Genomic DNA, 13,025 nt, shown 5'->3' with positions numbered 1-13,025 from the left:
CCTCCTGACATATCATTATTCGGAATTCATTGCCCATTAATTAGATTCCTAAAACTTGTTCAAGTTGAGGCAAACGCGAATCGTTAGGGAATCGTTCTTTCCAAAGTCGGAAATATTGCCGTGCTGTACTCCACAAACTTTGTTGATAGCAAGCCAGAACAAGCATATAATACGAATCAGCGTCAAAAGGATACTCTTTTATGTTTTCTTCCAGCAGAGACATAGCCATATCCCAGTTGTTAATGTTTCCAAGATAGTGAGCAAATGCTTTTCTTACACGCATACCATAAGGGTTGATGTGCTGAAGTAAATCGTAAATACGCTGTCCTTCATTTCTTAAAGATGAATATTTGCCACAAAACATGAGCCATGATGCGTAGATATCGTCAACATTGGGAGCATATCGCTTTATATAAGGTTCCAAGTTCTTAAATGTATTATGGTAACCCAAAGCCATTTCATCGTTCATCTTTGCCTCATTGAGGAGGCTCATTTGAAGGAGTGCCCACTCAGACAAATAGTCTATACTCCAAGGAAATGTTGTATATGCAGCATTAAACAATTGCGCTGCGATGTCGCGTTCTCCACGTATGCGTGCAGCTTCCCCGTTTCCAGCGACAATTTGTGGCATATAATCCAGAGATAAAAGTACAAATGTAAAAAGTGTTATCGCCATTACCGGATAAAGCCAGTATGTTCCTATTACAGTATTAAAAGGAACAAGTATGAAAAGAAGCCACATATAGAACCAATTTGCGGGATCGTAGATCGTGAAGAAAGCATCTCCAACAAACGCAAGCAAAGATGCCTTAATAACCCAAGGGCCTTTTACGAAACACTGAGCAAGGATAACGACAAACAACAAAAGGGCAAAAAAAGAACCTTCTACCAATTCTTCCAAGAACACATTATGGACTTTGTCATAATGCACCGTCGGTTCCGCTAAATAAGATTCTTTCGAACGATAAGGCATGAAAGCTCTTCTAAATGAATCATATCCAGTCCCCAATGGATTTTTTATATAGAAAGACAACGCATCCCTCCACAGAAGGAAACGTGGTTCTTTCCCGATGCCCCTTTTTATCATCCACAACGTTCTCTGATAAAGCTGCTTAATATAATCGCGAGCCACCCACGCTACACCAAGTACGCATACCAATCCTGCAACAAGCCACCAAGGACTGTAATTATAAGCAACATAAACCACTAACGGTAAACTTAAAACAACGCCAACAACCGTACCTCTCCCAGCAGAAGATAGCAAACCATAAAGATACAATGGTAAGAATAACAAGTACCAATACTGATGGGTTCCAACACCGATAAAGGTGAGTTCCGCAAATACGGGAAGTGATAGAACAAGCAAACTACTTGTTGCCATGGGGTTCCCCATACTACCGAATTCTCTGCCAAAACTATTCTTCCCAGATATATAGAAAACATTCCTTTTACCTAAGATTATCGTTACACTGAGGGCTAATGCTGGAACAGCAAGTATCCATAGTTTTAATACGTACGGAAAAGGATTAGCAAGATTCCACGCAGCAATACCGGCAAATAACGCGCATAAGCGCACCCAAGCACCCGTAGTTCTGTCTGAAGAACCTATAGCAGTTACCATACCCTTAAAGAGCGGATGAACAGCGAGAAGAAAAGCATAAAGCAAAACGGGCCAAGAGATAAGTATTGTACTTTGGCGTCTGAATAACAAAATGCCACCCAAAACAGCTATAGCGCTAAGGAAATATGCCTTAGGAAACGTAAAAGAACTCCACGTGCGCTTAGAAAGGACTAAAACCACTATCGTGGGAGCCAGGAAAACATATATCAAACCACATATTGCTACCCAATTAGAAGGGATAACGATGGAAGCAGCTATGAACGTACATAGCAATACTTCTTTTAACGCAAAGAAATTAAAATCGGTGAGTTCTCTAATTTTCATCTTTTAAAATCTCTTTGAGTTTATCAGAGTTAAACGCAGAGGATGCATTCATGGTAGTCTCCAGAATTTCTAATCGCAAGATGGGTATATCTTTCGGCGCTTCTATGCCGATTTTAACCTCATTACCACTTACACCGAGAACATATAAGGTAATGTCTCTTGAAATCCTTATTCCTTCCCCTGTTTTTCGCTTTAAAACGTACATCCATCACCCACAGATAAAAATATATTTAGACCTAACTACAAGTAATTCACTAAGGACAACGGCGTTATCGATGCTATAACCTTTAATAGCGACTGATAACTTGTATTGAACTTCGTATATTCCGTGTATGTTTTTGCCAAATCAGCATCCTCGTAAGAGCTACGAAGAGATTCTACGTTAGTACTGACGTTATTATAAAAACTGGTCATGGTATCAAGGCGTTGTACACGAGCACCTATACTGGCAATAGAATCCGTCAATTTATCCAGTATTTCATCGGTATAATCTAACCCTGTTTTTCCGGTGTTATCTGCAGAAGCCAATGATCCACCATTCTTCAGTGTGTTCACAAAACCATATAGCTTGTCAAACATATCCACCGTATGGTAATTATTCCCATCGATAGTAATAGGCTTTAGGGTGAAATAGTCTTCCACAGCAAGCACTTGAGGCATAGTTGTATGACTTCCTATTTCTACAGAAACTGTTTTCTTATCTGAATCCGAAAGCTCACTAAACTCTTTCGGCTCAAATACAACCATCCATTTACTGTCTGTCTTACCGTCAGCATGATTTTGTTCCACTGCCTCTTCAGCTTGCGATATGCTATCTTTAAACACATAACTACCGGTTCCATCATCTACGACAACCTTGAAAGGTTTCCAAGAAGGATCCGCAGGGTTTGTTACCTCAGCATTAGCCAAAACAAACCGGCCACCATATTTTGCATTCAGAGCACTTAGCATTTCCTCCGCTTGCTGGACCATCTGTTTGCTTACGGCCTCTTTTTCGTCAGGACCTAATGCGTCGCTCCCACCACCACGAATAACAAGATCACGCACATTGAGCATGAGATCTTTTACATGTGTCAAGTTTTGTTCCGTATAAGAATAACGATTTTCAATCTCTTTGATGTTATTCTGCCAACGATCTACCTGAACCCCATACGCTTTCCAGTTCATGACTAGAGCGCTATCCAAAGGAGAATCTGATGGCTTTTGAATTTGTTTCAATGTTGACAGTTGATCTTGAAAATCTGTTAATTTCCCCAACAATGTCTGCATCGTCTGTACACTTCGTTCATATTGATAAGAAGACGTTATCCTCATGCCCTATCACCTACCTCGCTCCCATGTTTATGATGGCATCCAGCATGTTATCTACTATAGTCACTATACGAGCTGACATAGCATAACCCTTTTGGAAACGTATCATGTTCACTACTTCTTCATCCAAATTAACACCAGATTCTGAACTTCTCAGTAGTGAAAGGTCATTCTTTACACTTTCTGTACCTGTCAGGAACGCCTTATTCTTGGATATGTCAGATGACCATTCCGCTACCATCGTCCGCCAACTTTGCTGCGCGCTTTGACCTTTTAAAAACTGAGGTATTGCCGGAAACAGAGGATCGGTTGGCGGCCATGGTACAGCCCCGTTAGGCGTGTTTGGGGTTGTTTCTAACGCACTGTCTTGTTCTTGAGCAATAAGCAGGGCTAAAGAACCATCCCCTGATTCACCAGAAACACCTAAAGGAAGTTGATTAGGATCGTTAACGACTGCACTGTCCAATGTCACGCTGGAAATTACATTGTTAGGAGCAGATGAATCAAAAGTAAAAAATGTTCTCCCAGCATAAGGAGTTACAGTACCGCCGCTGTTATAAGACCCCTGTTGCAAAATGGCATTAACTTTGCTAAATAAGAAGAATGCTGTTTGATTTACTTTATCTAACAAACCTTTACCTGGGTCTGTTCCGTAAGCGATGACATCATCACGCGTTTCTACTAAACCTTTGAGCTTTCCGCTATTCAAGTGTCTATCATCCAAGGGTACAAGCTTATCGCCCATGGACATCCAAAGTGTTGACACATGCCCATTGTATTGGTCTTCTTCACCAAGTTTTATGTTGCCATTCCACTTACCATCCGTAATTAAACCTGGCAGAACAGAATACGTTCGTGAACCATCGAAATATGAATAATTACCGCTTCCATCATCTTTTACTTGGTCATTGTCGATGGCCTTTAGCTCATTTACCACTCTATCATCGACAAAAGAAAGTCCATTTATAAAAACAGATATAGAGCCATCAGATAGTTGCACTTTTTGCGTATTCACATATTGAGATAATTCATCCAGTAAATTGTCACGTTGATCTAACATGTCGTTCGGTTGTTGCCCTTGGTTGAGTGAAAGCGAGATTTGTTCATTTAGTTTTGCAATTTCTTTGCCTATATCATTTATTCGTTCTACTGAATTGCTTATTTGGAAATCCGCTTCTTGCCTTGCAGACGTTAACTGTGTCTGAACATATTTGAATGAATCAACCAAGTTCTGGCTCTGCTCTACAATAATACGTCTGACAGTAGGATCTTCTGGGCTTACACTACCTTCTTGCCAAGCGTCAAAAAAGTCACTAAAAGCTTTTTCCAAGCCTGTGTCTTTGAGTTCATTTATAGAGCTTTCCAGAATACCATAAATCTGATCCTTGGCACCATAATAGGAATCTTCAGAATTTACATTTCTGTAGTTGGCATCGACAAATTCATTCCTCAATCTACGGATACTACTTATCTGCACACCTGTACCCACTTGGCCCGGATATGTAGTACCAAGCCATGAAACGACACCATATGGCTGCGTTGGGCTAAACACTGCTTCCTGCCTACTATAGCCAGTCGTATTAGCATTAGCAATATTATGAGATGTCACGTCTAAGGCAAGCATTTGCGCTTGAAGACTTCTTTTAGCTATTTCCAGTGACCAAATCATTTCTTATTCACCTTTCCAGAAGGGCCATAGGTCTGCACGTTAGAAGAAAACATGGATTCATAAAAACCAAGTACTTCACGCTGCAAACTAACCAAATTCTCCAGATCATGCACAAAAGCGACAACTTCATCCATAACATCAGAAGGTATTTCAGTATTTCCTAAAGCGTTAAACGATTCAGTCATTTCCTTTATGGCCTCCTCCAGGTTAGTTGTCAATTCCTCAACATTATCAGAACGTAACCCAGCATAACATGCTGTTAACTCTCCTATTAATCGCCGAGCATTCTTGACTAAACTTAAATTATCTTCCTGCATCTTCTTTTGTTTTTTCAACGAGCGATTCTGCTATTTGCTTTGTAGTATGATCAGCATCTACGTTCCTGGTCTTCACACTTTCGACATATTCACTACGTCCAACTTTGAATTGTTGTAGAACCTTAGCTAAAATAACATCAGTACTGCTTTCTCCTTTTTTCTCAGCTTTTTGTGCCTCATTTAAGCTGAACTTTTGAGAAACACGTTTAACCAAATCTATATGTTTAGGATCGATGAACTCACTACCATTTATCTTCATATGCATCACCATTTATCTATTCGGATCATAAGAACAATTCTTTAGAAAGCGGTAGCATGCATTGCTAAAAGTACTTGCTCTTCGGCTTTATCAAGAATATCAAGCCACTCTTCTTCGCTAGAAACAAAAGAATAAAGTACCGACTCGTCAAAAGAAGAAGCCATCGAAGCAGCCCCCATGGAACCATACCCCATCATTAATGCCATGGCATTGCTTAGGTGTGTTATTCGAGCGCTCTCTGAACCTTCTTGAGGTGAATGATGATATCTAACACCATCAACGATGTTCTCAGGAAGATGCCACTTATCACAGATGAGTCCGCCTATTTCTGCATGGTCATAACCAAGCACTTCTTTTTCTGCTTCGCTAAACGTTTTTCCATGTTCTACTAAACCGATTACTTTTCCAAACTCAACTGGAAGATAAATGTTGAGAACAAGTTTACCAACATCATGAAGAAGTCCAGATACATAAAAGCTTTCTGGATCTTTGAGCTTAAAACTGTTGGCTAAATACTTGCCTATAACAGCGGCTGCCAGTGAATGTTCCCACAGCGCACCACTTTCCAATTTGTATCCTACCAATGGTTTGTTATAGAGAACTTCCATAACTGATGACCACACAATGCTTCTAACTGTCTTAAAACCAAGCAAAGCGACAGCCTCCACTGGAAGACTAACCCTTCTGGGCATACCATAATAGGCGGAATTCGCAAGTTTTAAAACATTAGCCGTAAGCCCTTGGTCTTGCGCCAATACGTCTGCAACATCTCTAACATTGCTATCGGGTTGATCCAACAGTTTTACCACTTGCATCGCCACAGACGGCACAGGTAAAACAGTGTCCACCTGGTCTATAAGTTCAGGCAGTGAAGGTATACTCATTAAACTATGCTCCCTTCAAGTTCAAGCTTGCTTCAATTAAGTCGTCAGCATTGCGGAAAGCTTTTGCAGAAAATTGATATGCTCGTTGAGCAACAATTAGATTTACCATTTCCGAAGCGACATCTACGTTAGATGTTTCCATGGCACCAGTTGTGAACCCTGCTTGATCAGCCGTTAGTAGCTGTTCACGCCCCTGGCTTACAAAGCCTATGCTATCTCGATCGTAACGTTCTGTATCTGCCTGAGCGAAAAATAGATCTCCATTACTCAAGTCTGTTGCATTCGCCGGTGCACCATTCTTATTAAGAACGCGCAAACCGCGCCACGTAACTAAACCACTCTGATCCAGTTGAAAATCACCATCGCGCGTGAGCCACTTGTTATTTCCATCACTGACAACAAAATAGGCGTTACTGTTTGTGAGCGCAAACCCCTCTGTGGGATTTAATGCCCCCATAGACTGATCATTTATGGAAAAAAGGTAAGCATTATCTACTAAAGACGCTTTACCATTTACCACGGAGAAATCATGTGAAAAGCCGGAAGATTCAACTGGTACAAGCGATTTAAAAGCGTCTGTATTCACATTTGCCATGTTGAACGAAACAATATTCAGATAATCGGTGGATAACTTCATACCAGCTCTCGCAATTCCATATAATTCAACCATTTACCCACCTCCTTTAAATCATCACGTTTATAAGTTTCGCCAATGTTCCATCCTCTGTCTGAATCACTTTTACATTGGATTGATACTGTCTCAGGATGCTCATTAGCTGACTCATTTGATCTACTTCATTAACGTTTGAACTTTCCAGATAACCTTGCATAACCTTTAAAGGCGCTTGAATTTGTTGCCCAATAAAATACTTGTCATCCACAACTTGTTGTACGTTTATGTCAGATACTGTGAAGCTGTCAACAACATTACCGTTCAAAAGTATGTTCCCGTTATCATCAATGGAATAATCATCATTCCACTTGATAGGACCGTTTTTACCTAACACCCGATATCCTTCGGGTGTTATGAGATAGCCCTGGTCATCAAGAAGCATTTGGACGCTGCTTGCCCACATGCGCTGCCCATTGGCATCCACTGCGACAAATCCTCCAGAGACTGCTAAATCAAGTTTTCTGTCTGTTTCGTTCAGGCTACCTTGAGAAAGAGAGACATATGGATACGATAAGAGCTCACCATAAGCCAGGCTGTTGTTGATACCGTTTATGTCCCGTTGTTCAGTAAGTTCATATGCGAAATTTTTCTGTTTATATCCCGGTGTTTGGATATGAAGCAAATTATCTTCTATAACGTCTTGGGCTCTTAAAAGCATAAGGTTGCTTGATACAGCATTATAAATTCCTCTTAGCATCTCCCATCACCCTTATTGAATTTTATACCAATACTTTCCCTTAAAACGTCCAAAGCTTCTTTTACCATCTGAGAAACACGCCCAGGAGTAACACCCAATATGTCCGCAGCTTCCTTCACCGACAAATTATCTACGTATCTAAACTGTAAAATCTGTTTGTATTTCTCTGGTAGTTTATCCAAAGCTTCATCCAGCTCAAGAACAATATCTTGTTCCCCAACTTCTTCAATTCCTTGTTCTATAAGAGCTTCCAAGGAGAGCTCTTCTTTACTTAAGGTTAATTGTCCCTGACGATATTTTGCTACATCATTTTTTGTAAATGTCCCTACACTTCTCAAATAATCTACCATTTTATTGCGTATTACCCTTGATACGAAAGATTCAAACGGAACTTCACTCTCCATGTTATATAAATCTATAGCTTCGTTGGCTGCTATCAGACCAACTGCCAAAAGGTCGTCCCACTCCAACGCAATGTTGTAGTAAGTAAGCTGCGAAGCTTGACGTTCAATAACTCTTTCAAGACCAAGAAGCACCTGCTCACGAGCTTTATCATCGCCTCTTTTAGCTGCTCCTATTAAACCTTTTTCAATCATGGTCAAAACTGCCTAAACGCACCTCTACTGGTCTTGACATTGAACGTGCCTTGAGCCAAATCTAAAATTAGCGTTCTACCCTCATTTCCTCCTACATCCTCGCCTTGTATCCTCACACCAAGACGTTCTAACTGACTCTTAACCGCTTCTATGTTTCTCTTACCTATATCTCCGAATCCACCAACATTAACATTCATGAGAGAAGCGCCACCAGCTATTTTGACAATAACGCGTTCTTTCCTTACGCCCTTTTCTTCCAATAATTTGAACAAATATGGGACACCCGTATCAGCAAACTTTCCCGGCAGGTCTGTCTTTTGCCCCCTGGAATCTGGCAACAAGACGTGGACCATTCCGCCTACTTTAGCTACGGGGTCAAACACAGCCACAGCAACACAACTACCGAGTCCGATAGCAGCAATTCTGCCAGGATTCGTTAAAACTGCCACTTCTCCTATGCCAACATTAACCATGTCGCTCATAAGCCGAGTTTTTCTGTTATCCTTTGAAAGCTCTCAGGGGTTGGTATGTCTACAATCCAACCTCTTATGTTCACATCTTCGATGGCGATCGTCGTTTTTGCTACAATCAGATGATCAGCATGTTGTCCAACTTCAGCCAATAAGACATTTAAAACCGCTCCGAGCATATCCACTGCAACACCGGGCGGCTCGGCGTAAATTGTGCTACCGAAGAAACTCGCCAGAGCACTCACAAATGAGCCTACCAGTATATTTCCAACCTCTTGCATCATAGACATGGCCATGGGATCAGTTAAATCCATATCAGCGCCCATAAGTGTTTGCACAAGTCCGTGAGTAGATGCAGAGTCAAAGATAAGCATAGCTCCGCCATCAAGCTCTCCATGGTAGCCGACATACGAAGCGGCAACTTCTTCTTCTGGGTTCCCCAGCACATCAGCTACCTTTGATATGCTTTCCAGATAAACCTCCGGTACGGTGATGCTAACGAACTTTCCAATCATGGAAGATAAAGCCGTTACAGCATGTCCTGTTCCTATATTAGCAAGTTCCTTAAGCGCATCCAACAATATAGGATTGCTTATGTTATCCTCTGACATTAGCATAACCCTCCAGCAGACTTGAAATATTTATCACCAAACTTATCGTACCATCACCTAACAGTGTTGCGCCATCAACATATCTCGGAACGAACCTTGATTTTAACGGCTTAATAACAATTTCCTGTTTGCCCACTGTTTCTGCCACCAATAGAGCGGCTTTCTTCTGTCCGTTTTTTATAACAATGATGTGGTTATTTTTATTATCGCCCTGAAGTTTTAACAATTTACTCAGCGAATAAACTGGTAAAAGTTCTCCACGCAGTAAAAGCACATCCCCCTGAGGCGTTTCTTTAACAGCATCCACATCGTTACTAATCTCTTCTACAACAGACAATGGTAAGGCAAACACTAAATCTTGTACCTTCACCAATAAAGCGCTTATGATTGCCATAGTAAGTGGAAGCCTCATTATAACAGTCGTACCTTTACCCAACACCGACTTCAACTGAACAGACCCGCCCAGTTCTTCCACAGTGTTCTTGAACACATCGAGTCCAACACCTCGCCCAGAAATCTCGGAAATCTCTGTAGATGTTGAGAAACCAGGCAAAAACAAGAAATTAATTATTTCCTCCTGAGACAAATAAGAAGCTTGTTCCTGACTAACAAGGCCCTTCTCAATGGCTTTTGATAGAACTTTAGATGTATCTACACCTTCGCCATCATCTTCCACTACAATATAAACATTGTTGCCTTCATGGTAAGCGCGTAGTTTTACCGTTCCTGTTGGGTCTTTGCCTGCCTTAACACGATCTTCTGGCTTTTCAATCCCATGATCGATAGCATTACGTAAAACATGAACCAGGGGATCACCTAATCTGTCTATGATCGTTCTGTCAATTTCTGTGTCCCCGCCCTCCATGATAAAACGTACTTGCTTACCTAACTCGCGAGACAAATCACGCACCATTCTTGGAAAACGTTCAAAAACAAAAGAAAGCGGCGTCATTCTGAGAGCAGTAATCTCCGTCTGAGCCACATTTATGGAACGATTAATACGCTCAAACAGAGAAAGTAAAGACTCCTGATTTCCACTCCGTATTGCCAGCTCGAGCTCTGCTTTTTCCAATACCAACTCAGATATGGCTGACATAAGGCTTTCCACATGTTCTTCGGGAACACGAATGTAATTTCTTGTTGCCTTCTTTTGCTGATCTTGTTCTTCCATGGTTATTTTCTCAGGTGAATTCTCTTTCTCTTGTTTGATTGCTGTTTTATTAGCTGCTTCTTCCTGAACAGCCACAGTTTTTTCTGCTATAGGATTTTCTCTTTCTTGGCTACTATCCGATCTTTTTCCTGACATGTTGGCGTTAATTTCTGTTACCTCTACAGCACTTACTTCCGCTATACGTAAAATCTTGTCCCTGAGTACATTTACATCGCCATTTCCTACAATAAGCACCTTGAATTCGTTCTCAAATTCTTCCTTTTCAAGACTTTCCGCATCAGGCTCAGAGCCAATGGCCTCAAATCCATTGTCTTCTATGGCTTTGAATACCATAAAAGCTCGAACGCCTTTCATAAGCACACCAGGTTCTAATACTACTCTAATAATGGAAGCCTTTTGTCCTTGTTCCAAGGCAGTCCTAACTACTTCTTCTTCATAAACACCCAAGTTAAATTCGGTAGAAGCCGGCTGATTTTCCATCGGATTTGAATGTTCTTTCGATTCACCTTGCACGTCTAATGGCATTTGCTCAAAGGGCTCAAGGACTTCACCGTCTTCAACTCTTTTTACTTGCCTCTCAACATAATCCAAAACCTTAAATCCAAGTTCTATAGCACTTTCAGCCACAGGTTGGTGACTGTCTCTGTACATTTGCAGAGCGCTCTCGAGAGCATGAGACGCATCAGCCAACGGCTGAAATCCCATGGTGGCGGACATGCCTTTAAGTGTATGAGCCGCTCTAAAAACTTCTGCCAATGCTTCTTTATTGCCAGGATCTTGCTCAAGCAAAACCAAGTTATTATTGAGCAAGTTTATATAATCGTAACTTTCTTGTAAAAAAATGGGTAAATACTCGTTCATATCATCCATGTGCGCTCACCCCACTAAAGCTAAGGGATCTATCACAACGACCAAGTCGTTTTCGCTCATGAAAACCTCTTCCAAACCCTTGTGATTTGTAATGTCTTCAGGCGGTTGCTTAAGGTCGTCCTCAGATACTCTCTTAATACCTTCTACCCTGTCTACCACTATGACGATATCTTCGTTACCCCAGCGAACCCATATGTGACGCTTCGTATTCGTTTGGCGTTCAGGTTCAGATAAAAAAGATCTTATATCAACAACCGGAAGTATACTACCACGAATATTCGTAAGCCCTAACACATAAGGCTCACTATCCGGAATGGGATATACGGATCCTGGGGTGAGTATCTCAACAACCTGGGAGAGGGCAAGCGCATATTTTCTATCTCCTAAAGTAAAGACCACGAATTCATTCACTTCCGCACCTCCACGATGTACAACGTCTGTATTGTACCCTTTAAGAAACCATAACCATGCCACAATACTCTTACGCTGCTGTTCATACCTGTTGCAGGTTCTTTATTGGTAAAAACTATTGCCGAACTATCAGGCATAGCATCTGGCAGAAGGTAAACCGTTGGCTCCTCCGTACCCATAGGCAATAGTTTTATTAAGAATGCATCTCCTTCTAATTTGTGGCCCTTACTAACGTCTTTCAGTTGATCAAACCATTCGAAAGAAGCAATCGCTTCAACATCTTCTTTTTTCAAATGATCCAAGTACTGTAAATTCTCTCCGCTGGCCCAAAGCCCGATATTCTTAATCAGTTTATCAAAAGTGCTTGTAAGCAAACCTTCAGACTGGAAAAAAGATTGTATCTCAGAACGAATTGTGGTGTTCCAGTTAACTTCTTCATTAGACCCAGATTTATAATTTTCCCTAAGGTTTTGCCATAACTCTCTTGAAAGTTGGTCAAAAAGGACCTTCTTACGATTCTTTGGCATCTGCACCACGCGAGATGCCCACTGAAGAGCGTCCCTGTATTGCCCAAGCCTTGAATATATGTCCGCAATCAAATATCCTAAACCGGCTTCTCCTAATGTAGATGGTAAATCAGCACTGGTTTCATAAGCCTGTAAATAGTAATCTACGCTTTTCTGCAACCACGTTTGTTCATTTTCGTTATCTTTCTTCTCTCTGTAAAGCCATGCTATATTCTGAGCTATATAACCCAAATTATATGGATCGGATCCCCTAACTTCGTATTGTTCGTAAACAGAAAGAAGAATAAACAGCGCGTCATCCCATGTTCTTTCTACTGTTATACTCTTAGTACCCGTTAATCGTTTCTTAGCGAGCAGAGGGAGTAGTTTTTTAAGCTCATCTGGCTTCAATTCTTCAAAATGGGACTCCAAAGCGGCATACCCACAATTGGGGCATATGACACCTAAATAATAAGTTGGATTCACACCGCTTACCCATGGATGCAAATCGCTATCTCTGGAAATAATGGTGTAAGCCCCATGCTTTAAACGTGGCACATCCACATCCTGTTTGCACACGGGACATACCATCTTTTTTGTATAAATACCTTCCATGTCATTTATTATATAAGATA

The 13,025-nt window shown here is 41.1% G+C and carries 15 protein-coding genes; all 15 read right to left on the bottom strand.

Going from position 1 to position 13,025, the window contains the following annotated elements:
* Nucleotides 1-40: 40 nt before the first annotated feature.
* The 15 genes from D890_RS0100890 to D890_RS0100820 are packed head-to-tail and all read right to left on the bottom strand — an operon-like array spanning nucleotide 41 to nucleotide 13,005.
* Complete coding sequence (locus tag D890_RS0100890) at nucleotides 41-1,945, bottom strand: O-antigen ligase family protein (protein ID WP_018962647.1); 1,905 nt, start codon at nucleotides 1,943-1,945, stop codon at nucleotides 41-43.
* On the bottom strand, nucleotides 1,935-2,150 hold the full coding sequence (locus D890_RS0100885) for a carbon storage regulator (protein WP_018962646.1): 216 nt from the start codon (nucleotides 2,148-2,150) through the stop codon (nucleotides 1,935-1,937). The genes D890_RS0100890 and D890_RS0100885 overlap by 11 nt, the downstream gene beginning before the upstream one ends.
* A 35-nt stretch (nucleotides 2,151-2,185) precedes the next feature.
* Nucleotides 2,186-3,259 (bottom strand): flagellar hook-associated protein FlgL, encoded by a 1,074-nt coding sequence (gene flgL, locus D890_RS0100880; RefSeq protein WP_018962645.1) that lies wholly within the window; start codon nucleotides 3,257-3,259, stop codon nucleotides 2,186-2,188.
* Between the two features lie 10 nt (nucleotides 3,260-3,269).
* On the bottom strand, nucleotides 3,270-4,925 hold the full coding sequence (gene flgK / locus D890_RS0100875) for a flagellar hook-associated protein FlgK (RefSeq protein WP_018962644.1): 1,656 nt from the start codon (nucleotides 4,923-4,925) through the stop codon (nucleotides 3,270-3,272).
* Entirely contained in the window at nucleotides 4,922-5,260 is a 339-nt protein-coding gene (locus D890_RS07930; protein ID WP_026291269.1) for a hypothetical protein, read from the bottom strand. The genes flgK and D890_RS07930 overlap by 4 nt, the downstream gene beginning before the upstream one ends.
* Complete coding sequence (locus tag D890_RS0100865) at nucleotides 5,229-5,501, bottom strand: hypothetical protein (RefSeq protein WP_018962642.1); 273 nt, start codon at nucleotides 5,499-5,501, stop codon at nucleotides 5,229-5,231. Before D890_RS0100865 ends, D890_RS07930 begins: the two co-directional genes overlap by 32 nt.
* 41 nt (nucleotides 5,502-5,542) lie before the next feature.
* The gene (locus D890_RS0100860; RefSeq protein ID WP_018962641.1) at nucleotides 5,543-6,385 is read right to left on the bottom strand and encodes an HDOD domain-containing protein; all 843 of its coding nucleotides are present in this window, start codon (nucleotides 6,383-6,385) and stop codon (nucleotides 5,543-5,545) included.
* 4 nt (nucleotides 6,386-6,389) lie between these two features.
* Entirely contained in the window at nucleotides 6,390-7,055 is a 666-nt protein-coding gene (locus D890_RS0100855; protein ID WP_018962640.1) for a flagellar basal body rod C-terminal domain-containing protein, read from the bottom strand.
* A 13-nt stretch (nucleotides 7,056-7,068) separates the two neighbouring features.
* Entirely contained in the window at nucleotides 7,069-7,755 is a 687-nt protein-coding gene (locus tag D890_RS0100850) for a flagellar basal body rod C-terminal domain-containing protein (protein WP_018962639.1), read from the bottom strand.
* Nucleotides 7,749-8,351, bottom strand: a complete 603-nt coding sequence (locus D890_RS0100845) for a sigma-70 family RNA polymerase sigma factor (RefSeq protein ID WP_156802633.1) — start codon at nucleotides 8,349-8,351, stop codon at nucleotides 7,749-7,751. The genes D890_RS0100850 and D890_RS0100845 overlap by 7 nt, the downstream gene beginning before the upstream one ends.
* 2 nt (nucleotides 8,352-8,353) lie before the next feature.
* Nucleotides 8,354-8,833, bottom strand: a complete 480-nt coding sequence (locus D890_RS07465) for a chemotaxis protein CheD (protein WP_018962637.1) — start codon at nucleotides 8,831-8,833, stop codon at nucleotides 8,354-8,356.
* Nucleotides 8,830-9,432: a chemotaxis protein CheC gene (locus D890_RS0100835; RefSeq protein WP_018962636.1), complete on the bottom strand. Its 603-nt coding sequence runs from the start codon at nucleotides 9,430-9,432 to the stop codon at nucleotides 8,830-8,832. Before D890_RS0100835 ends, D890_RS07465 begins: the two co-directional genes overlap by 4 nt.
* Nucleotides 9,419-11,473, bottom strand: a complete 2,055-nt coding sequence (locus D890_RS0100830; RefSeq protein ID WP_018962635.1) for a chemotaxis protein CheA — start codon at nucleotides 11,471-11,473, stop codon at nucleotides 9,419-9,421. The genes D890_RS0100835 and D890_RS0100830 overlap by 14 nt, the downstream gene beginning before the upstream one ends.
* A gap of 6 nt (nucleotides 11,474-11,479) precedes the next feature.
* On the bottom strand, nucleotides 11,480-11,884 hold the full coding sequence (locus D890_RS0100825) for a chemotaxis protein CheW (protein ID WP_018962634.1): 405 nt from the start codon (nucleotides 11,882-11,884) through the stop codon (nucleotides 11,480-11,482).
* A complete protein-coding gene (locus tag D890_RS0100820) occupies nucleotides 11,881-13,005 on the bottom strand; it encodes a DUF2225 domain-containing protein (RefSeq protein WP_051073659.1) in 1,125 nt (374 codons plus the stop codon). The genes D890_RS0100825 and D890_RS0100820 overlap by 4 nt, the downstream gene beginning before the upstream one ends.
* Between the last annotated feature and the right edge of the window lie 20 nt (nucleotides 13,006-13,025).

The sequence above is a fragment of the Coprothermobacter platensis DSM 11748 genome (genome assembly GCF_000378005.1).
In the GTDB taxonomy this organism is placed as follows: Bacteria; Coprothermobacterota; Coprothermobacteria; order Coprothermobacterales; family Coprothermobacteraceae; genus Coprothermobacter; species Coprothermobacter platensis.
Note: the sequence above shows the minus strand (reverse complement) of the source record. Positions and strands in the feature narration are given on the sequence as shown.

Coding starts and splice junctions, on each gene's coding strand:
- D890_RS0100845 (WP_156802633.1), bottom strand. CDS start 8,351: ATGATTGAAAAAGGTTTAATAGGAGCAGCTAAAAGAGGCGATGATAAA.
- flgL (WP_018962645.1), bottom strand. CDS start 3,259: ATGAGGATAACGTCTTCTTATCAATATGAACGAAGTGTACAGACGATG.
- D890_RS0100850 (WP_018962639.1), bottom strand. CDS start 7,755: ATGCTAAGAGGAATTTATAATGCTGTATCAAGCAACCTTATGCTTTTA.
- D890_RS0100885 (WP_018962646.1), bottom strand. CDS start 2,150: ATGTACGTTTTAAAGCGAAAAACAGGGGAAGGAATAAGGATTTCAAGA.
- D890_RS07465 (WP_018962637.1), bottom strand. CDS start 8,833: ATGAGCGACATGGTTAATGTTGGCATAGGAGAAGTGGCAGTTTTAACG.
- D890_RS0100830 (WP_018962635.1), bottom strand. CDS start 11,473: ATGGATGATATGAACGAGTATTTACCCATTTTTTTACAAGAAAGTTAC.
- D890_RS0100890 (WP_018962647.1), bottom strand. CDS start 1,945: ATGAAAATTAGAGAACTCACCGATTTTAATTTCTTTGCGTTAAAAGAA.
- flgK (WP_018962644.1), bottom strand. CDS start 4,925: ATGATTTGGTCACTGGAAATAGCTAAAAGAAGTCTTCAAGCGCAAATG.
- D890_RS0100835 (WP_018962636.1), bottom strand. CDS start 9,432: ATGTCAGAGGATAACATAAGCAATCCTATATTGTTGGATGCGCTTAAG.
- D890_RS0100855 (WP_018962640.1), bottom strand. CDS start 7,055: ATGGTTGAATTATATGGAATTGCGAGAGCTGGTATGAAGTTATCCACC.
- D890_RS0100860 (WP_018962641.1), bottom strand. CDS start 6,385: ATGAGTATACCTTCACTGCCTGAACTTATAGACCAGGTGGACACTGTT.
- D890_RS0100865 (WP_018962642.1), bottom strand. CDS start 5,501: ATGAAGATAAATGGTAGTGAGTTCATCGATCCTAAACATATAGATTTG.
- D890_RS0100820 (WP_051073659.1), bottom strand. CDS start 13,005: ATGGAAGGTATTTATACAAAAAAGATGGTATGTCCCGTGTGCAAACAG.